The 20,669-nt window shown below is 52.4% G+C and carries 17 protein-coding genes; 4 read left to right on the forward strand and 13 right to left on the reverse strand.

Features of this window, described 5'->3' with window-relative positions; translation table 11 throughout:
- Positions 1–115: 115 nt before the first annotated feature.
- The 6 genes from NYE24_RS10600 to NYE24_RS10625 all read right to left on the reverse strand — a co-directional run bounded on the left by NYE24_RS10600 (position 116) and on the right by NYE24_RS10625 (position 5,016).
- Positions 116–865, reverse strand: coding sequence for an amino acid ABC transporter ATP-binding protein (locus NYE24_RS10600; protein WP_036699637.1), 750 nt, complete (start codon positions 863–865; stop codon positions 116–118).
- On the reverse strand, positions 865–1,620 hold the full coding sequence (locus tag NYE24_RS10605; RefSeq protein WP_036699639.1) for an amino acid ABC transporter permease: 756 nt from the start codon (positions 1,618–1,620) through the stop codon (positions 865–867). The genes NYE24_RS10600 and NYE24_RS10605 overlap by 1 nt, the downstream gene beginning before the upstream one ends.
- Positions 1,621–1,662: 42 nt before the next feature.
- Positions 1,663–2,994, reverse strand: coding sequence for a CapA family protein (locus tag NYE24_RS10610; protein ID WP_342478633.1), 1,332 nt, complete (start codon positions 2,992–2,994; stop codon positions 1,663–1,665).
- A gap of 18 nt (positions 2,995–3,012) precedes the next feature.
- Complete coding sequence (locus tag NYE24_RS10615; protein WP_341026150.1) at positions 3,013–3,861, reverse strand: transporter substrate-binding domain-containing protein; 849 nt, start codon at positions 3,859–3,861, stop codon at positions 3,013–3,015.
- A gap of 181 nt (positions 3,862–4,042) precedes the next feature.
- The gene (locus NYE24_RS10620) at positions 4,043–4,459 is read right to left on the reverse strand and encodes an HIT family protein (RefSeq protein WP_051493969.1); all 417 of its coding nucleotides are present in this window, start codon (positions 4,457–4,459) and stop codon (positions 4,043–4,045) included.
- Between the two features lie 101 nt (positions 4,460–4,560).
- Positions 4,561–5,016: a MerR family transcriptional regulator gene (locus NYE24_RS10625; RefSeq protein WP_342478634.1), complete on the reverse strand. Its 456-nt coding sequence runs from the start codon at positions 5,014–5,016 to the stop codon at positions 4,561–4,563.
- A gap of 185 nt (positions 5,017–5,201) precedes the next feature.
- Here NYE24_RS10625 and NYE24_RS10630 point away from each other — a divergent pair, with 185 nt between their 5' ends.
- Entirely contained in the window at positions 5,202–6,053 is an 852-nt protein-coding gene (locus NYE24_RS10630; RefSeq protein ID WP_076154313.1) for an aldo/keto reductase, read from the forward strand.
- A gap of 72 nt (positions 6,054–6,125) precedes the next feature.
- Here NYE24_RS10630 and NYE24_RS10635 read toward each other — a convergent pair whose 3' ends face one another.
- Positions 6,126–7,166, reverse strand: coding sequence for a leucine-rich repeat domain-containing protein (locus NYE24_RS10635; RefSeq protein ID WP_342478635.1), 1,041 nt, complete (start codon positions 7,164–7,166; stop codon positions 6,126–6,128).
- A gap of 184 nt (positions 7,167–7,350) precedes the next feature.
- Between NYE24_RS10635 and NYE24_RS10640 the strand changes: the two genes are divergently transcribed.
- Positions 7,351–8,310, forward strand: a complete 960-nt coding sequence (locus NYE24_RS10640) for an ankyrin repeat domain-containing protein (RefSeq protein WP_342478636.1) — start codon at positions 7,351–7,353, stop codon at positions 8,308–8,310.
- A 793-nt stretch (positions 8,311–9,103) separates the two neighbouring features.
- Here the strand turns inward: NYE24_RS10640 and NYE24_RS10645 are convergent.
- From NYE24_RS10645 to NYE24_RS10665, 5 genes are all read right to left on the reverse strand, one after another.
- Positions 9,104–11,224, reverse strand: a complete 2,121-nt coding sequence (locus tag NYE24_RS10645; RefSeq protein ID WP_342478637.1) for a serine hydrolase — start codon at positions 11,222–11,224, stop codon at positions 9,104–9,106.
- Positions 11,225–11,292: 68 nt separating this feature from the next.
- Positions 11,293–12,681, reverse strand: coding sequence for a sigma 54-interacting transcriptional regulator (locus tag NYE24_RS10650; RefSeq protein WP_342478638.1), 1,389 nt, complete (start codon positions 12,679–12,681; stop codon positions 11,293–11,295).
- Between the two features lie 104 nt (positions 12,682–12,785).
- The gene (locus tag NYE24_RS10655) at positions 12,786–13,739 is read right to left on the reverse strand and encodes a DUF561 domain-containing protein (protein ID WP_036724044.1); all 954 of its coding nucleotides are present in this window, start codon (positions 13,737–13,739) and stop codon (positions 12,786–12,788) included.
- Between the two features lie 56 nt (positions 13,740–13,795).
- Complete coding sequence (locus tag NYE24_RS10660) at positions 13,796–15,031, reverse strand: OFA family MFS transporter (protein ID WP_342478639.1); 1,236 nt, start codon at positions 15,029–15,031, stop codon at positions 13,796–13,798.
- Positions 15,032–15,086: 55 nt separating this feature from the next.
- A complete protein-coding gene (locus NYE24_RS10665) occupies positions 15,087–16,670 on the reverse strand; it encodes an acyl CoA:acetate/3-ketoacid CoA transferase (RefSeq protein ID WP_342478640.1) in 1,584 nt (527 codons plus the stop codon).
- Between the two features lie 946 nt (positions 16,671–17,616).
- Between NYE24_RS10665 and NYE24_RS10670 the strand changes: the two genes are divergently transcribed.
- Positions 17,617–19,245 carry an FGGY-family carbohydrate kinase gene (locus NYE24_RS10670; RefSeq protein ID WP_342478641.1) on the forward strand — a complete coding sequence of 543 codons (1,629 nt, stop codon included), beginning with the start codon at positions 17,617–17,619 and terminating at the stop codon, positions 19,243–19,245.
- On the forward strand, positions 19,242–19,811 hold the full coding sequence (locus NYE24_RS10675; protein ID WP_076154308.1) for a hypothetical protein: 570 nt from the start codon (positions 19,242–19,244) through the stop codon (positions 19,809–19,811). The genes NYE24_RS10670 and NYE24_RS10675 overlap by 4 nt, the downstream gene beginning before the upstream one ends.
- A gap of 42 nt (positions 19,812–19,853) precedes the next feature.
- On the opposite strand, the gene NYE24_RS10680 is transcribed toward NYE24_RS10675, so the two are convergent.
- Positions 19,854–20,660, reverse strand: a complete 807-nt coding sequence (locus NYE24_RS10680) for a Nif3-like dinuclear metal center hexameric protein (RefSeq protein ID WP_036699442.1) — start codon at positions 20,658–20,660, stop codon at positions 19,854–19,856.
- Positions 20,661–20,669: the final 9 nt, after the last annotated feature.

Consider the following 20,669-nt stretch of genomic DNA (forward strand, 5'->3'; position numbering starts at 1 on the left):
CCATATATAAAAATAGTATTTAACTTGACTCTTTCAAATCGAATCGAACAGCATAGCCAAAAACCCCCGGAAAAGCGCAAACCTGCGCCCTTTCCGGGGGTTTTACTATATGCTCTTAAATACTCGACTTATTGCGGAAGTAGTTCTGCAGGAACTCCTTGGCCCGCTCGGAGGTGGGGTGATTGAACACCTGGTCCGGCGTGCCCTCCTCCACAATTTTCCCCTTATCCAAGAAAAGCACCTTGTTGGCTACTTCATATACGAAGCTCATCTCATGCGAGACGAGAATCATCGTCTGACCTGTGGCGGCGGTCTTCTTGATCGTCTGCAGCACCTCGCCCACCAGCTCAGGGTCAAGCGCTGAGGTCGGCTCGTCCAGCAGCAGCAGCTTCGGATTCATCGCGAGCGCGCGGGCAATGCCCACCCGCTGCTGCTGGCCGCCGGACAGATGCTTCGGATAATAATGAGCACGCTCAGCAAGGCCTACCTGCTCCAGCTGCTGCTGAGCAATCTGCGCGGCCTCGCGGTCGTTCATCCGCTTCACAATCCTCAGGCCTTCCTTCACATTATCCAGCGCCGTCCGGTGCTGGAACAGATTGAATTGCTGGAATACCATCGCTGTCTGCTTCCGCAGCTCCAGCCGCTGCTTGTTCGTAATCGTGCTGAAATCGACCTTGAAGCCTTCGAGATCCAGCATCCCCCGGTCCGCCTGCTCCAGGCAGTTGAGTGAACGCAGGAAGGTAGACTTACCTGCACCGGACGAACCGATGATGGCCACAACATCTCCCTTGTTAATCTCGACGGAGAGATCGTCCAGAATCAGATTACCGTGAAAAGACTTGGATAAATGGCTTACCTTAATCATCAGATCTCTCTCCTTCCCCAAGAGAACCAGCCGCGGTTCATCGCCCCGGCAGCGGAGTCCGGAATCGAGAACCGCTTCTCCAGGAAGCGGAGAAGCTGCTCAATCAGAATCGTCATGACCCAGTAGATGATCGCCAGCGCGAGATATACCTCGAAGAAGCGGAAGTTGCTGCCGGAGATAATTTTCCCCTTGGCCGTCATCTCAATCACTCCCGCAACGAAGGCCAGAGAGGTTCCCTTCAGCAGTCCGATCAGTGCATTGCCCAGCGGCGGAATGGCCACCACCAGTGCCTGCGGAACAATGACTCTTCTAAGCACCTGAAGATAGGTCATCCCCAGAGATTCAGCAGCCTCGATCTGGCCTTTGTTCACCGATTGCAGCGCAGCGCGGATCGTCTCCGAGTTGTACGCCGCTTCATTGAACGCGAAGGTGACCAGCACGAAGATCATCGCCGGAATGGCATTGATATTATAATCCGTCCCGTACTGCTGATTAATGAATTTGAGTAACAACGGAATTCCGTTATAAGTCAGATACAGCTGCACAATGATCGGCGTTCCACGAATGAACGAGATGAACAGTGTGACTAGCTGGCTTAGCACGGGAATTCGGCGCATACGGATAATGGCGAACAGCAGGGCAAACACAAGGCCGACGATCATCGAGATGACCGTAATCTGCAGACTCACAGGAAGGACCTCTAACAGGCGAGGAATCGCTGAGAACACCGCGTTGATATCAAAAATCTCTCCCATACCGATTGACTTCCTTCCACGTTCAATTTACAGGGCGACGCTCTAACACGGTCTGACGGTCAACCGTCTGCCCTCATAGATAATTTCAGTATGATACCGTTCGTTGCTTACCGCATTCAGCCGCTCCACCAGGGAAGCCGCCGCTTCATCCGAAGCCAGTACCGGAAGCCCGCGCTTCGTCACTGTCTCATAGGTCAGTCTGAGATCAATCGGAATCAGCTCATAACTGAACCGCTTGTCCTCTACACTCAGATCGAACATGACCAGGAAGTTCTCCGAGAACTTGCGGTCGCTGTAGAAGCCCTGCCAGTTCCCTTCGCTGTCCTTGGTTCTGTTCTTGTGCAGGGTAGATGGAGCTTCATTCTCGGCATACCCGTAGGCGGTAAACATCTCCGGAGATACAATCGACTCTCCTGCTTCGAACTCCATGAACAGACTGCCTATGTTATAAAAAATGGGTTGCCCCTTGTACAGCTCCACCCCTCTGGTGAAGTGGGCACCATGTCCGAAGACACAGCTCGCCCCGGCATCCACCGCACCCCGCGCGAAGGTCTCAATGAACTCTGCCGGATAATCGGAGTACCAGTTCTCATTCTCCCCTTCATGCGTATGCAGGCTGACAAAAACATAATCACTGCGCTCCGCCGCATCCTGGATGCTGCGGTAGATTTCCTGCTGATCCTGCTCATGCGCTGCCGTCTTGACGCGGGACTGTTCCCCCTTCTCGAAGGTTAAATAGCCTTCAAACAGCGAGCCGAATTCATAGTGGTTCTCCGACTTGCTTTTATATGTCTCAATCCGCTTGCCTTCCTCCATACTGGAGGCGATGCCGATGCGTTCACTGATCTCCTTCAAGGTGCTGAAGTCCTGATCATTCACGACATACGTGCGCGACCAGCGGAGCGGGTTGACGCCCGGACGTGCCGGAACGCCATTTCCCGGGTTCGAGGCTGCGAACACTTCGCTTCTCGTCACATCGATGGTGATGATCGCAATTCGCCCGTCTGGCGTATCCACGAACACCGGCTTGCGCGCTTCATGCAGGCTCATGCCCACGCCAAGCGGGGTCAGACCACGGGCTTCCGCCTCTTCGATCGTGTCCACAAGACCTTGGGTCCCGTAGTCCCCCGTATGATTATTCGCAAAGCTCACATAACGGATATTAAGCTTCCCGAATTCGTCCAGCGCCTTGGGGCGCACACTGGTCTGGTAGCCGCGCCCTGCCGCCGGAGCGGTATTCAGACGCGGAGTCACGAACTCTGCATTGGTAAAAGCTTCATCGGCCCCTTGCAAAAGAGCCAGCAGCTCCGGGTCCATCGTCTTATATAAATTACTGCTGGAGAATAATGCATCTCCCGAGACTAGAAATTTCATGCGATCACCTTCCTCCGGTTACTCCATTAGCTCTTTTTTAGGCAAATAGTCGCCGCCAAGCTGCTCTTGGCTAATCTTCAGCAGGGTGCCGTCTGCATACATTTCCTTGATTCTCTTGTTCACGGTATCCAGCAGGGTGCTGTCCGCAGACTTGGAGAGCAGAATATAAGATCCTGGATCACTATTCTCTGTAGAGAACGCAACCACCTTCAGGTTGGTGAAACCATGTTCCTTAATAGCCTTCTCGGCAGAGACACGGGAAATGATGCGCACATCGTACTTGCCGGCTTCAATACCTTCGAACTGCTTCACGAAATTCTCGTCGGTATAGATAATCTCTGCTTTGGCATCCGGGTTCGCTTCATTATAATTCTCCAGCAGGGTGGCACCGGAGTTGCCTACTTCTGTTACGGCTTTATAGTCCTTCAGGTCTTCTACCGCCTTAAGGGTATTATCGTCCTTGCGGACTACGAATACATTCGCATTCTCAATAATCGGGAGAGAGAAATTGTACTTGCCGCGTCTCTCGGGGTTGGAGCTGAAATTGTTCGCCCCCAGCTGGAAGCGTCCATTATCCAGGCCGGTCAGAATCCCTTCGAATTCAATAGCCTGCACCTCTAGCTTATATTCCGGAAGGTCTTTGAAAATCGCCTTCATTACTTCCACATCGTAACCTGTCAACTGCCCGTCCTTCTCGTAGCTAAAAGGGTTGCTTACCCCACTCGTTGCAGCAACGATAGTCTTCGTACCTGTTCCCGCGCCGTTTGTCTCAGCGGAGCCTGCGTTATTCTTTGTTGCATTACCGCAGCCTGCAATAACCAATCCGAGTAGTACAATCAGAACGCCTGGCACAAATTTCTTCTTCATTATAACTTCCCCCTCGTCTAGTAAAAGCTCTCTCTTGTTGTCCTATGATGTCCAACTTATCATAGTCATTTAGTCTGGAATTATTATGTCATGGGGTATACACGGTGTCAAGGTGAACGGGCAAAGGATTTGGCGAATCCTGACGAACGAAGTCGATTGGGAGGCTGGGGTGGGCATGGATCTAATTCATTAAAAGCCGTACTCTTCCGGCCAACTCCTCCGCCTCTGCCTCGGTACACGAGTTCTGCTGGGAAATCAGTGCAACCCCTTTGGCGCTGTGGCTCAATCGCGGAATGAAGTGGGCATGGAAATGGGGAACCCCATCCACCATGATGACGGTATAGACTCGTTCAGCCCCCGCCACCTGCTTAAGCGCCGATATTAATTTTTTCACCACAATCCCGTAAGAACCCGCTTCATCCTCAGTCATCTCAGCGAAATCGAGCAGATGCCGTTTCGACTCCAGCACCAGTTGCCCTGGCACGGACTGCTCCGCAGGAAAATGACATACCTTCCAGTGCTCATCTTCATATATATATCCCCCAGGCGGCTGGGGAGTATTCCCCAGCTGCTTCTCACAAATGAAACAAATAGTCATGCAGATCGCCTCTTTCTGCTAGGATAGCTAGTTAACTGCTCACGTTCATTAAATGCGGTGCACTAATGCGCTTACCCCATTTACTCCTAACTCTCTGGCTCCTAAGAAGACCGCACCATTCTCTTCCGGCGCGCCGGAACCTTAACGTCCTGGTCCAGCAGCTTTCCCCAGTTGCCGGGATTGGTCAGGTCGGGAATGCGCTGCTCCAGAATGGCCTGATATTGAAGGGCCTTCTCTTCCAGATGGGCAACGCGCTGCTTGGCCTCTTCCAGCTGAAGGAGTGCCGCTTCCCTGTATTCCATCATCATGGCAAAACGCTGTGCAATCGTCGAATCCCCTTTGAGGCAGAGATCGACATAGGTTTTGATGCTTTCAATGGGGAGGCCGGTCTGCTTGAGGCACCTAATCCCGTACAACCAGTTGATCGATTCGTCATCGAACAGCCGGATGTTATTCTTATCACGCTGAATGCTTGGTACCAGACCTTTATCCGTATAAAAGCGTACAGCATGCTCAGTAAGTCCAGTCATAGCGGCAGCTTCTTTGACAGTATACATAATATGCCTCCCTGAAAATAATAATAAGCCCTGCTTGACTTCGTGTTACACGAAGGCGATAGGCTTATTGTATAGCAAATCGGCAGCCAGCGGAATCCCCGCAGAGGTGCCTGCTGTCCGGACCTGTTATCCGGGAAATCTGGCCGGTTGCCATTACACTAAATATACCTTAGGAGGACAAGACCATGCAGACTGTAACCTTAAATAATGGAGTGACTATGCCGATCCTCGGCTTCGGTGTCTATCAGATTCCAGATGCTGAAGAATGTGAGAATGCAGTGTATGAGGCACTTAAGGCAGGCTATCGCCTGATCGATACTGCTGCCGGTTACCTGAATGAAGAGGCGGTCGGCCGCGCCATCAAGCGCAGCGGTGTACCTCGTGAAGAGCTGTTCATCACCACTAAGCTATGGATTCAAGATGCCGGATATGAGAGTGCCAAGCTCGCGTTCGCCAAGTCCCTGAAGAAGCTGCAGCTGGATTACTTGGATCTGTACCTCATTCACCAGCCGTTCGGCGATTATTACGGAGCATGGCGTGCGATGGAAGAACTGTACCGTGAAGGCAAAATCCGGGCAATCGGGGTCAGCAACTTCATGCCAGACCGCCTGATGGACCTCATCGTCCACAACGAGATTGTGCCTGCCGTCAATCAGGTGGAGACACATCCGTTCCTTCAGCAGACGAATAACGCTCCTTTTATGAAGGAACAGGGTGTGCAGATTCAGTCCTGGGGACCGTTCGCTGAAGGGCGTAACAACCTGTTCAGCAACGAAATGCTGACCGGGATAGCCGCTGCGCACAATAAATCCGTCGCGCAGGTTGTTCTGCGCTGGCTTATCCAGCGTGATATCGTGGCGATTCCGAAGTCTGTGCGTACAGAGCGGATTGCCGAGAACTTTGATATTTTTGATTTTGCGCTAAGTGCAGAGGATATGGCTCAGATTGCTACGCTCGACACAGGCGAGAGCCTGTTCTTCTCCCACCAGGACCCGGAAATCGCCAAGCGGCTGGGCAACTGGAGGGTTGAGCTGTAAAAGCTCCGTCATATCTCAGCAGCACAAGGCCCATGCATAGTCGCATGGGCCTCTTGTCTATGGCATACCTGCCTAATACATTTCATAGATAAGCTCAGGATCAAGCTCTCCCTCAGGGTCAAATGCTGCATAGATGCAGAGCCTGCCAGCAGGTGTATCCCCGGCATCATAGCCGATGCGGAAGGAATAATCTTCAGTGAATATTAACTCGGCCAGCTCTAGCTCATTCACATCTTCATCCGGATGGGCCTCGGCAATCTGTTGCAATACAAGGTCAAGCAGCTTGTCCAATTCACCCCATACCTTTTGAATCCAAGAGGTTAAATGCTCCGCTTCAGTCTTGGTCTTTACCTCCGCTGTCACAGGAAGCTCATGGCCCAAATAGGAAAGAATTGCGCTATAGCAAGTGAAGGTAGTGTCATATAGCAAGGTTCCTACCCCCTCCACCTCATGATCAGGCTGGGTGATGAGATTATTGGCATAATCCAGCTCCACAAGCTGCGGATTATGGCTCGTATCCAGTACCGTCAGTTTGTTCTCAGAACAATAGAGCTTGGTCAACTTAACATTATGGCTGAGGTCCAGACCCGTAACATGATTATTGAAGCAGCGCAGACTCGTAAGTCTGGGATGATTGCTAGTCTCCAGGCGGGTCAGATGATTATGATTGCAGCGGATTTCCACAAGTTCCTTACACTCTGCGATATTCAGAGTAATGATATAATTGCTGCTGCAATCGAGCTGCTCCAATGCTGTATTGTGCTCAAGGTTAAGTTCATGCAGCGAGTTATAGCAACATTGGAGTAACGTGAGTCCGGGATTACTGCTTAAGTCCAATGTGGATATCATATTCTCCTGACACTCCAGCTTCTTCAGCAGGGTGTTCCGGCTGAGGTCCAGGGTACGGAGGCTGTTCCTGCTGCAATCCAGCTCCTGAAGGGCTGTAAAATGTTCAATCCCTTGAAGGCTTGAGATTCCCCGGCCTCCCAGGTTTAATGTGGTCACTGAGTCTATGTCACTCTTACGTATCGATTCACGTTCACCGCAGAAGTTCTCCTTTACAAACTCCCGGAAACGTTCATCTGCGAAATCAAGGCTAATCTCAAATTGCATGGTTCTCCCCCTCCCGGATCGTTGGAATTATTCTACCATACCCTGGAGAATGGATCACTTCGGATGAAGTCGCCTCCATCATTAGGCATCTGTTATTCTGTTATAATGAAGGAAATCTATAGATGCTGGAAGATGCAGTGATGACTATGGGACACTGCCGAACCGAAAACGGAGGGGTTAACGGATGAACAATGAGCATCCTCAGACTTGGCTGGCATATGATGATCCACTGGCAGTATTGGCGGTGCAGGCGATTCGTACCGGCAATGTGCCGGGATTGACACAATTACTGGCTGGAAACCCGGGGCTCGCTAAAGCCCGGATTGTTGGGGCTGAAGAGGGGCGTGCAAGTAACGAAGGGACCGGGAGCGGGGAGACTGGCGATGCCGGGATTACAGAGACTGTCGGCGAGGACATTAGTAACACTGGGGCTAGTAACGAAGGCAATGGTAATGCTAATAGTGGCGACGTTGGGACAAGAGCAAACAGCGAGAACACAGGCGGCGGCACTGATCGAGGGATGTCACGTACACTGCTGCATATTGCTACCGACTGGCCGGGGCATTATCCCAATAATGCAGCGGTTGTAACGGCGCTGATAGAAGCTGGGGCAGACGCGAATGCCCAGTTCGGCGGACCGCACAGCGAGACGCCGCTGCACTGGGCAGCAAGCTGCGATGACATCGAGGTGCTGGACCTTCTACTTGACGCCGGCGCTGACATTGAGGCCTCGGGCGCCGTCATCGCTGGCGGGACCCCGTTGGACGATGCCGTGGCATTCGCACAGTGGCGGGCAGCGCAGCGGCTGGTGGAGCGCGGGGCCAGTCCAGCGCTCTGGCATGCGGCGGCGCTCGGGCTGCTTGATAGGATGGAAGCCCACTTCGCCGGAGACTTGCTCTCCCGCCGCTTCCCTTGGGGCGCAAGCTCCGGTTCAGCAGCACCGGACGAGGTAAATGTTGCGTTCTGGTGCGCCTGCCACGGCGGACAACGCGCCGCCGCCGAATACCTGCTCGGCCAGGGAGCCGAGCTAAGCTGGCCCTCCCCATGGGATTGCCTCTCTCCCCTGGACGCAGCTCTGCGCAGCAATGCCACTGAACTAGCAGCATGGCTAGAGGGGCTGGGCGCTCAGTCCGCACATCAGTAAGTAGCGCTGGGCGGACTGAGTACACTAATGCTCTTCATTTCCTCATATCGCCCGCTTTCAGCAAAATCAGGTGCACTAGTGCTCCTCATTTCAGCATATCACCCGCTTTCGGCGGAATCAGGTGCACTAATGCTCTTCATTTCCTCATATCGCCCGCTTTCAGCAAAATCAGGTGCACTAGTGCTCCTCATTTCAGCATATCGCCCGCTTTCTGCGGAATCAGGTGCACTAGTGCTCTTCATTTCCTCATATCACCCGCTTTCTGCGGAATCAGGTGCACTAGTGCTCCTCATTTCAGCATATCACCCGCTTTCTGCGGAATCAGGTGCACTAGTGCTCCTCATTTCAGCATATCACCCGCTTTCGGCGGAATCAGGTGCACTAGTGCTCCTCATTTCAGCATATCACCCGCTTTCGGCGGAATCAGGTGCACTAGTGCTCTTCGGTTCCTCATTCTGCCCACTTTCACCTTCACCAAAGGGATTTATCCTTCTCATTCCCTCATTCTGCCCACTTTCACCCTCACCAAAGGGATTTTTCCCTCTCATTTACTCATCCTGCCCACTTTCACCCTCACCAAAGGGATTTATCCCTCTCATTTACTCATTTACTCATTTACTCCTCTCGCCCCCATACCCGCCCTTATACAGCACGGCGGTTCCACAACGAAACAGGACCAGCCCAAGGCCGGTCCTGTGTTCATTGTCGCCGGAAGCTTCGACTAGACAGCTTCATAAATAGCATCATCCCAAAGCTCCGGCACTTATTCATACCTGCTGCGAACCGCAGGTTCTTACTTCCCGCCATCCGCCGCCTGCTGCGATAGCTGGGTTACGATCTGGTTGAGCGGATTTGTGAACAGCGCGTACAGAATGGCGGCGTTCTCCTTTTTGCTCAGTGCGGCTGTGGACTTGTAGTCCACGGCGCCCTTGGCATCCGGCTTGAAGTCTGGTCCGTACAGGCCCAGGGCAACGGCCATCTTCACGGCCGGAACGGCCCATTTATCTGTAGTACCGGATAGCTTCACGTTCTGGAACACTTTATCCGGGTATTGCTTATTGTATACTCTCCATATCATGACCGCAGCCTCCTGGCGGGAGATCACCCGGTCCGGCTGGAATTCTCCGCATGCTGTTCCTTCAATCATTCCCAGCTCAACTGCCTGCTGAATGAAAGCGGCATCGGGATGGCCCTGCAGATCCGGGAAGGCCAGCTTCTCAGTCGAACTTCCCTTGAGTCCGCTGCTCTCCATCATCAGCCGCACATACTGGGCGCGCGTAATGCCCGCCTCAGGCTGGAAGCTCAGCGTGGCATCATTCGTCAGATACCCCAGCGATTGGAGCATCTGAACCGGAGCTGCATAAGGATGGCTTGCGGGAACATCGGCATAACCGACGCCATCCGGCCCCTTTTGCCCGTAGCTGAACGGATTGAGGTAAGGCTCCTTCATATAAGCGCTTTGTCCGTCTGCCTCCAGAGCAAAGCCCGTTAACTTACCGGTCAGCTCATCCGTGAACAGATTATCATCTACCTGGATCAGCTTGCGGGAACCCAGAAAAGTATCGTTAATCATTAGCGCACCATTCTGCACAGAGACTGTAGACACCAGACTCTTCATACGAAGATCCGCATAGTAGCCAGTGAATGCCTTCAGCGCTTCAGCACTCTTCGGCTTGTAGGCATCCAGCTTCACCGGAGAGGCATATTGCGGGAAGAATGTCTGGATAAAGGCCGGATAGAACTGCTCCCGCAGTGCACTCTGCTGATTATAGGCAATGAACACCCCGGTGTTCTGCTCGGGGATTAGAACCATATACGTGCTGAACCCGACTAAATCACCAGCCTTGGTAATGATCTTGGAGCTGCTGCCGGCTCCCGGAAGCTGAATAGGCGCTTCAAAGCCGTAGGTGGTATTCGGCAGCAAAGGATGAATCTCGGAGCGGTATTCCTCCATAGATTGTACTGTGTCTTCCTTAAGAATACGGGTATTGTCAACCGCACCCCCGTTCAGAAAAGCCGTCATGAACCTCCCAACATCATCGCCAGTAGACAGCATGCCGCCTTGAGGCATCACGGTTGGCGTCACATTGTACAGATCGACCTCTTTGCCAGTAGCATCATAAGCAGTAGCAAGATTGTCCTTCAGCTTACCTTCCAGCAGGAAGCCGCTTGAATCCATCTTCAGCGGGGCGAATACATGCTGCTGCATATAATCCTCATACGGCATGCCGCTGGCCTTCTCTACCACCAGACCGAGCAGCATCGAAGCGAAGTTGTCATACATGTAAGAGGTGCCCGGCTTGCGCACCACCGGCGGCATATGCTTCACCACATATTCCTCAATCGACACCTTGGTGGTGAAATCCTGATTGAAATCCTCCGGCATCGGGTCCTGGATACGGAAGCCGGTTGTGTGAGTCAACAGATCCGCAACCGTTACCGGAACGCCGAAGGGATTGTCGAAGGCCAGCTTGCCGGTATAGGTTTGAAAATCCGCCTTCAAATCGAGCTTCCCCTGCTCCACGAGCTGCATGGCAGCAGTGGCGGTGAAGGTTTTGGAGACGGAGGCCAGGCGAAAGACGGTCTTGTCTGGGTCTACCTTGCTTGCGGCAGCCTTGTCTGCATATCCGAAGCCTTCCTTCACTACGGTCTTGCCGTCCTTAACAACTACCACAACAGCACCGGCAAGCTGTGCCTGCACCTCCTTCGAGCTGAAGAACGGCTTAAGGAAGGCATCCACATTCTCAGTAGTCAGCGGCTTGCCCGTTACAGCCGCTGCAGCCGGAGCGGCCGAAGAAGCAGGGGGAACAGCGGCGGCATGGACAGCCGGAGCCGTCAGTGTCAGCACCAGGGTAGCCGCAAGTACGGTTCTTGTCCAAAAGGCAGAGCGGCGGCGCAATAATGACAAATTCATTCAATTCACTCCATTTCCATAGAATATAGGCATAGAAGTAATACGCCTTATCCTGGGAATTGGTTCAACTAATTCCGCAATACCTCTTCCATCTTCTTCAGCTTTCTGTAAATCACCGACCGGTCCACACTCAACCGCTTGGCCGCTTCTGTACCATTTCCGGAGCAGTCTTTAAGCACTTTTTTGATATAATGGCCCTCCGCTATGGCAGTGAAATCCTTCAGGGTAGAGAGCTGCTGCTTATTCTTCTCGATAAAATGGTCCAGGGAGAACCAGTCGTAGGCCGGCTCCTCTTCCTGCGGACTCAGGGCCACATGCTCGGTTACGACCAGTCTCTCGATGTAATTCCTTAATTCTCTCACGTTCCCATGCCAGGGCTCGTTCAGCATCTTGTCGAACTCTTCGGCACTGAGCACATATTTCTTGCCGTACATCTTATTGAAGCTGGCGATGAAGCTGGAGATTAACCCTACCAGGTCCAGCTTGCGGTTGCGCAGCGGCGGAATATAAATCGGAATCACATTGATCCGGTAATACAGATCTTCGCGGAATAGCCCCTTCTTGACCAGACTCCACAGATCCCGGTTGGTGGCTGCGATCACACGGCAATGGACCGGAATATTCGTAATTCCGCCTACGCGTCTCACTTCATTATTTTCAAGCACACGCAATAACTTGGCCTGCATCTCCATCGGCAGATCGGCAATCTCATCAAGGAACAGTACGCCGCCGCTCGCAATTTCAATCATACCGGCCTTGACCTCCGTCTGGCCCTCAAGCACGCCCTTCTCGTACCCGAACAATTCGTATTCAAAAAGAGCCGGAGCAATCGCAGCGCAGTTAATCGGAATGAACGGCCCCTTCCACTTCTCGCTCTTCAGATGGATGTACTTGGCGATGACTTCCTTGCCCGTCCCGGATTCGCCGTAGATCAGCACCTTACTGTCATAAGACGCAATCTGGTTGCAGACCTTAATAATCTGCTTCATCGCCAGACTCTCGGCCACGATGCCCTTCTTCTTCTCCGCTGCCATACCGCCTAACTGCTTATGGATCTGCTGGGCGACAGGCACATTGGCTTCATAATAGTTCTGCTCCTGGCTGAATTCGTTGGAGGTGGTAACGACCAGCTGAACCTCCCCGTCCTTGTCCAGAATGGGAATCGCCGACGAGAAGACATGGAAGCCTCTGGAGGTATTGACGGTCCGGGATACCTTCTGCTTGGTCGCAATAGCCTCCATAGTAATGGAATGAGTGTAATAACCCGCCTTGACCAGATCCTGAACGTTCGCCTTAAGCAGCTCCTCCAGATGGATGCCGATGGTTAGTGCGGTGAATTCATTGGAGATTAGGATATTTCCGTTCTGATCGGTAACAAATAACGTAGACGGATATTCTTCCACGAACTCGTCGATTGAGGGTTTATTGGTGTTTTTGTTTTTTTTGGTCACATTCATCAGTCCTAACCCTTGATATGAACGCTTACATTCCGGCTAGACAAAAAGCCAAACAGCATCATTAGATCAATGATACCATTTGGCTGGTGCGGAGCAAACTTTAATCAGGCATGTGCTACAGCTTCGAAGGTTACTTTGCCCATCTTGTCCATGACTTCCTGCGCTTCAGCGAACATAGTGGTGATCATCTCTTCCACGGTAGTAATCTTGTTCACCATCCCGCAGATCTGTCCAGCCATCACGGAGCCGGTATCGGTATCCCCTTCAAATACAGCTCTGCGCAGCGAGCCCAGGCTTAAGCTCTCCAGCTCTTCACGCGATGCCTTCTCATTCTCCATTCTGAGGAATTCGGCAATCATGCTGTTCTTAATGCTTCTTACCGGACCGCCCAAGCTGCGGCCAGTTACAGTTGTGCTGGTATCATCGGCGTTGATGACTGCCAGCTTGAAGTTCTCATGTGTCGGGCATTCCACAGTCGCGAGGAACCGGGTTCCAACCTGAACACCTTGAGCTCCGAGTGCAAAAGCAGCGGCAATTCCGCGTCCATCGGCAATCCCGCCGGCCCCGATTACCGGAATCGATACCGCGCTGGCAACTTGCGGCAGCAAGGCCATCGTCGTAGTTTCACCTACATGTCCGCCAGCTTCCGTTCCTTCAGCTACAATCGCATCAACACCGAGCGCTTCCATTTTCTTGGCAATTTTGACGGAAGGCACTACCGGAATCACGATAATGCCATGTTCCTTCAGAATCGGCATATAAGGAGCGGGGGTGCCTGCGCCTGTGGTTACGATCTTCACGCCTTCTTCAATAATAACCTGGATCAGCTCAGGGATATTGTTCATCATCAGCATCAGGTTGACAGCAAACGGCTTATCGGTGCTTGCTTTGGCCTTGCGGATCTCGTCACGGAGACGGTCGGCGGTGAAGCCGCCGGAGCCGATAATTCCCAGCCCGCCTGCATTGGACACAGCGCCTACCAGCGGAGACACGGCAATCTGAGCCATACCGCCCTGGAAAATTGGATATTTAATTCCTAACAGTTGTGTAATCGACATTATAAAAGACCTCCATATATTAATTAATGTTGTTTATACGAACTTCCGGCCGTTTCTTAAGCCGCCTTAGCCACTTCTGGCTCAGCCTTCTGCTTCTCCATCGCTTTGTAGACGAAGGTTAAGGCGAAACCGACCAGGGAGATGACCAGCGCGATGTAAAAAGCATTCGTGAAGTTGCCGTCATTGGCTGCCGCTACACTACCGGCAATTCTCGGTCCGAAGAATGCGGCTCCCGAGTAGCCGATGAAGGTGACACCGTAGTTCACGCCGTAATATTTCATCCCGAACTTCTCACCGACAATGGACGGGAAGATGCCCATTGTTCCGCCGAAGCATAAGCCGATTCCGGCAATGGCGACAGCAAATCCGGCGACAGAAGACGATAAAGCAATTGTGAGCATCATAGCTGCAATGACCAGATAGATCATGAGCAGGCATTTCACGCGGCCGATTCTATCGGACACTGCGCCCCAGAACACACGGCCCAGGCAGTTGCTCAGCGAGTACAAGCTTACGTAGAGCGCTGCGGCGGCTGCGGTTAAGCCAAACATTTTTTGACCGATTACAGAAGCATTCGCGGTTACCATCATACCAGACAGGGCACCGATCAGGAACAGGCAGGCAATCACATAGAATAACGGCTTCTTGATCATCTCATTCCATGGTACATTCACAGAAGCCTTGGCTGCTCCGGTTACCGGAGGGGTCCAGCCTTCAGGAGCATAGCCGGCCGGGGCGGGTTTGACGAGCAACCCAAGCCCTAGAATAATCACCAGGAAAACCACACCCAGTGTAATTAAGGCAGACTGTACGCCATTGCTGGTGATCAGCGCATTAGCGATAGGAGCGATAGCGATGGTGCCGCCGCCATATCCGGCGGTAACGATCCCCGCTGCCAGACCTCTTTTATCCGGAAAGAGCTTCACGCTGTTCCCGATGGTCGAGGAATACACGATTCCCTGGCCAATCCCGGTAATAACACCATAAGTGATATACAGCATCCAAGGTGCAGTAGCCAGGCCCGAGAGAATGAAACCAATCCCGAACATCGCACCGCCGATGAAGACCGCCTTCTTGGCTCCTCCTTTATCCACCAGCTTACCGCCTAGGATCATTGGAATCGGGGAAATCGCTGCATTAATGGTAAAAGCAATCATAATATCCGGCATGCTCACGCTGAAAACCTTCGTTAATGGAAGTGCGAAAATACTAAAAGCATAAATGGCGCCTACACAGATATTAATGATCGTTGAGGCAATCAAGATCCTCCAGCGGTTCAACTCTACGTTCATGGTATCATCCCTTTTTTAGTTAGTTTATAAGTTCAGCTTAAGGTACTTACATTGACTACACTTCTTGCAAAACCCGGTTCTTATCGGCGATAATCGACTTCAGCATGCCCCAGTTCTCTTGGAACATAGCCGCGTCCATCTCCTTCAGGTCCGGTGAAATGACCGGCTTGAAGTCCATCTGATCCAGAATCTCTGTCTGCAGGTCGATGCCTGGTGCGATTTCGGTTAAGGTCATTTTACCGTTCAGCAGTTCAAAGACGGCGCGTTCCGTAACATACACAACCGGCTGCTGGACCTTAGCGGCATAAGATCCGCTGAAGGTGATCTGCTGTACCTTTGAGATGAATTTCTTGGCTTTGCCCTCTTGAATGATGTGCAGCTTGCCATTCTCTACCTTAATCTGCAGCCCGCCCGCTGTAAAAGTACCCGCGAACACCAGCTTTTTCGCCGCTTGAGAGATATTGATGAATCCGCCGCAGCCCGCAACCCGTGTGCCGAATTTGCTGACATTCACGTTCCCTGATTCATCCGTCTGGGCCAGGCCAAGGACCGACAGGTCAATGCCGCCGCCGTCATAGAAGTCAAACTGTGAATCATGATCTACAATCGCCTCGGAGTTGTACGCATGGCCGAAATCCTTCAGCCCTGCGGGAACTCCGCCGATTGAGCCTGCCTCTGTCGTCAGAATCAGCTGGTCGTCCACGCCCTCTTCAGCAGCGATGTTCGCTACATTCACCGGGATGCCGACACCGAGATTCAGAATGGTATTCGGCTGAAGCTCTACGGCTGTGCGGCGGGAGATGATTTTGCGTTCATCCAGCGGCAGGATTTCAATCGAATCTACCGGTACTTTGACATGGCCCGAGAACGCCGGATTATACTGCGTATTCTCGGTCTGGTAATGATTCTCCGGGGTGGACACGACGAGGTAATCTACCAGAATGCCCGGAACCTTCACATCCTTGGGATTCAAGGTTCCATTCTTGGCCACGGTCTCTACCTGAGCGATCACGATACCGCCAGAGTTGCGGACGGCCTGGGCGATCGGCAGAACCTCCATGTGCAGGCCTTCTTTTTCAAGGGTGAGGTTACCATTCTCGTCAGCTACGGTTCCACGGATCAGGGCGATCTGAATCGGGAAGGTCTTGTAGAACAGCCACTCTTCGCCTTCTAGTTCAATCACCTTCACAATGTCTTCCTTCGTAGAAGGTGACATCTTGCCGCCCTCAACGCGAGGATCGACAAAGGTCTCCATGCCTACCTTGGTAATCACACCTGGACGCTTGGCAGCAATCTCGCGGTAGAGCTGGGTAATGACCCCTTGCGGCAGGTTGTAGGCTTCGCATTTATCCTCTTCAATCAGCTTGGCCAATCCCGGGGAAGCGATGGCGATACCGCCAATCCAGCGTTTGATGAGGCCTTCATGCCCCAGGTGGCTCATGCCCTTATCGCGGCGGTTGCCGACGGCGCTGGCATGCATCACGGTCAGATTCTTCGGTTGTCCGGTCTGCACGAAGCGCTCTTCAATGGCGATCCCCATCTCTTCTGCCCAGCAGGATAATCCGAATCCGCTCGCTGCTACTGTGTCCCCGTCCTTGATGAGTTCCGCTGCTTTGGCGGCTGAAATTACTTTTGTCATTTCATCTGCTCCTCTTTATGTGAATTATTTCACTACACTTGTCAAAAAAAATGATGGCCCTTCTGTGTGTCTCATTCTTGCTGATTTGCGAGACTGAATTTATTTGTGAAAGTTTTCTCAAGGCCATCGTAATACAGAATATATGACCGGTCAATAGCTCCAAAATGCCTTGAATTCAAGGCATTTTTCTGTTGTTTTTTTGCGACTGGCTTGGCGGATTGGGCAGATTGTTGGGCAGCTGTTCTCTTAAAATTCAAGCCTATTAAGGGTCGAACTCAAAGCTTCGTCGTCGCTGCGGTGAACATTTGGACTTCCGGCCGCTGCCCGCCACCAGATTTCTTGATTTGTACCGCTAATAGCGGTTGAAATCCGGTGACAGCTGATGCTGTAGATAGCTAGCTTTCCTACGGAAAGCTTTCAGGCGGTCGCTTCCGCTCCTACAGTTCCAAATTTCCCCTCCGCTTCTTTTTGCTTTTCGTTAATATCTTTAGTGCTTCTTTTACATACCGGAATACTGCTCCCAATCTGGGTTATATTTTCTGCATTCCGGCAGGACCCGCCAGTCGCAAAATGACCACACTGTTTTCTCCAGCCAGGTTGGATGGATATTAAATCCAGCGGTCCAAGGCATATCCTGTCCGGCGGATCAGTCAAAGGGTCAGAGATAAGACTTCAAGACATTTTAGCGCGGCCAAAAAAAATAAATTATTTTTCTTACGGGGGGTGCATTGCAGATTTGCAACAGCCGATCAGGGCAAAACCGGTCAAGTAGAAACGGCTTCGCTGTCCTTTTAAAGGACGGTACCGTTTCAGCGAGAAATATAAGGATAAGTTATCGTCTGAAACATATAAGTTCTTATATTTTCAAAAATGAGCGGAAGGGTTGGACACTATCCCTTGTATATGTTATATTCTGGACAATTTTAGCTAGAGGGGGAACGCTGTCATGACGCATTCCGTCAAACAGGCGATTGTTCAGGGAGAAACGTCGCTTGGGATTGAGTTCGGGTCCACGCGAATCAAGGCTGTGCTGATCGATCACCATTTTGAAACGATCGCCTCCGGCACCTATGAATGGGAGAATCAATTCACTAAGGGTTACTGGACTTACGATCTCAGGGAAGTAGTTCAAGGTCTGCAAGCAGCCTACGAGCAATTACAGCAAGCGGTTCAGCAGACCTATGGCGTCACTCTGCAAACCGTCGGCTCCATAGGCTGCTCGGCCATGATGCAGGGGTATATTGCGCTGGACCAAGCGGGAGAGCTGCTCGTTCCATTCCGTACCTGGCGCAATGCTACAACAAGCACTGCTGCTGCGGAGCTAAGCGGGACATTCCAGTTCAAAATTCCAGAGCGCTGGAGTATCGCCCACTTGTATCAGGCTATTTTGAACGGTGAAGAGCATGTGGCCAGAATAGATTATCTTACGACGCTATCGGGTTACGTTCACTTGCTGCTAACCGGCTGCAGGGCTCTAGGGATCGGGGATGCCTCCGGGATGTTCCCCATCGATGAAGCAACGAAGCAGTACAATGAAGTTATGGTGAAGCAGTTCACGACTCTAATTGCCGGGAGAGGCTATCCTTGGAAGCTGCAAGATATCCTGCCTACAGTGTATACAGCCGGTATGAATGCAGGAAATCTCAGTGAAGCAGGTGCCCGCCTGATCGACCCGTCAGGCCGTTTGCAGGCCGGTATCCCGCTATGCCCGCCGGAGGGCGATGCCGGAACAGGTATGGTGGCTACAGGCAGTGTCAGGAAACGAACTGGCAATATTTCTGTAGGGACGTCGGTCTTTGCTATGTTTGTGCTGGAGCAGAATCTAAGTGCGGTCCACCCTGAGATTGATATCGTGAATACACCGGAAGGCAGCCCGGTTGCTATGGTACTTGCCAATAACTGCTCCAGCGACCTGAATGCCTGGGTCGGCTTGTTCCGTGAATTCTATGAGGCCATGGGCCTTACGCCAGACATGGACCAGTTATTCAGCGTCCTGCTGAACCAGGCACTGGAAGCAGATGCGGATGGCGGCGGCTTGCTGAGCTACGGTTACTATTCAGGCGAGAACATCACCGGACTTGCTGAGGGACGTCCGCTATTCGTCCGTTCGCCGCAGAGCCGCTTCACTCTGGCTAACTTCATGAGAGTGCATCTGTATAGCGCCTTCGCTGCGTTAAGACTCGGAATGGAGATTCTGACCGGGCAGGAACGGGTAACTATTGACCGTATTTCAGCGCATGGCGGATTGTTCCGCACCCCGCAGGTTGGCCAGCGGATCTGCGCTGCTGCACTCAATGTTCCGATCTCTGTACTGTCTACGGCTGGTGAAGGCGGCGCATGGGGAATAGCTATTCTGGCCTCTTATATGATGCGTAAGGAGCCGAACGAGAGCCTGGCGGATTACTTGACCTCTAAGGTGTTCTGTAACATGGAAGGACAGGAGGTAGCGCCTAACCCTACTGATGTGGAGGGCTTTGCCCTTTATATGGAGCGTTACACCGGGGGTCTGCCCATCGAACAGGCGGCGGTAGATCATTTACTGGAGAACCGGAAGAAAGGAGACTTCTTCATATGAAAATAAAAAAGAACAAGCTCATAGGAGCGCTAGCCTCCCTGTTACTGGTAGCCTCCGCCCCTTCGGCCTATGCTGAAGCGCTGGATGCCAAGACACTGCTGAAGCAAAAGTTCCCGGGGGAAACGGTACGGTTGCTGAAGACCGCAGACCTGAATAACGATCAGAAGAAGGAGAGCTTCCTGCTCACAGAGTCGGGCAATCTGTATCTGGTGAACTCCAAGGGTGTAGTTGTATTAATTGATAAGCAGATTATGGAGTTCGAAGAGGATGAAGCGGATATGCAAATCTTCGCTGTCTCTCCAACGGAGAAGCAACTGGCGGTTACCGTGGATTATCTGCCCTCGAATACCCAAGTCTCGGTCTACCGCCTGAACTATGGTACTCTGACCAAGAAGCTTCAGTTCATGGGGGATCAGGGAGCCGAGATCGATAAGAAGGGGCGCCTGCACCAATACTGGAAGGACTTCAAGGACGAGGGCGGCGGCTGGGATCTGGCAGAGGGGATCTTCACCTGGGATGCCAAGGCAGGTAAGTACAGAGCTACTGGCAATTACGTCTTGCAGTAGTATAAAAAGCAGCCATCCTCCCGGTGGATGGCTGCTTTTGTCTCACAAATACACAAACGGCTCCCTCGCATCCACGAATGTAACCGGAAGCCCGTCGACCAGAGGCCTCAGCCACTCGGCCATATACTTCATGCCCCATTCCTCGGAGCGCTCGTGACCGATCACGATCATCGCCTTGTTCATACCCAGCATCGCAGCATCATTGATGTAAGCACATAAGGTCCACTCCGTAATGTCGCCGCAGACCATCACATCCAGGTTCTTCTCCTGCATCAGCTCCATCGGCATCTGCTCCCGGCCCAGTCCCAGGCTGCCGCCGCCGACAAGAATGCCGATACGGGAGCAGGGCGCTTCCGGGTTGCCGACAATCTGAATCACCTTCATACCCAGCCGCTGCTTCAGGAAGCCGGCCAGCTCGCCCACGGTAGTCTCCTCGATCAGATATCCCCAGGCGTCCTTGTCGTCCAGCTTCTTATCCGCCCAATCCAGCTCCTTCAGCAGTCCGTCATAGATCCGGTCCGTATCCGCCAGATGCATATGGTCATGGAAGCGCCAGATCGTAATGCCGTGCTCCTCGATCAGCTTTTTTTTCGCCAGATATACCGGGTCCATCTGCAGCCAGTCCAGCGTATCGTTGCCGGTATAGTAGGTCGGCTCATGAGTGATAATCAGGTTGGCGCGAGCAGCAATAGCTTCCTTGATGACCTCCACCGTCGCCATGAACGTTGTGACAATCCCCGTGACCTCCATCTCTTCACTGCCGCTCGCCAGCACATCGCAGGTCTGCTCCAGCCTCCGTCCCCCGCAGCAATCGAGCAGAATCCGGTCAATCACCTCTTGCACTTTCATACGCTCATC

Source organism: Paenibacillus sp. FSL H7-0350 (genome assembly GCF_038593195.1).
Classification (GTDB): Bacteria; Bacillota; Bacilli; order Paenibacillales; family Paenibacillaceae; genus Paenibacillus_AQ.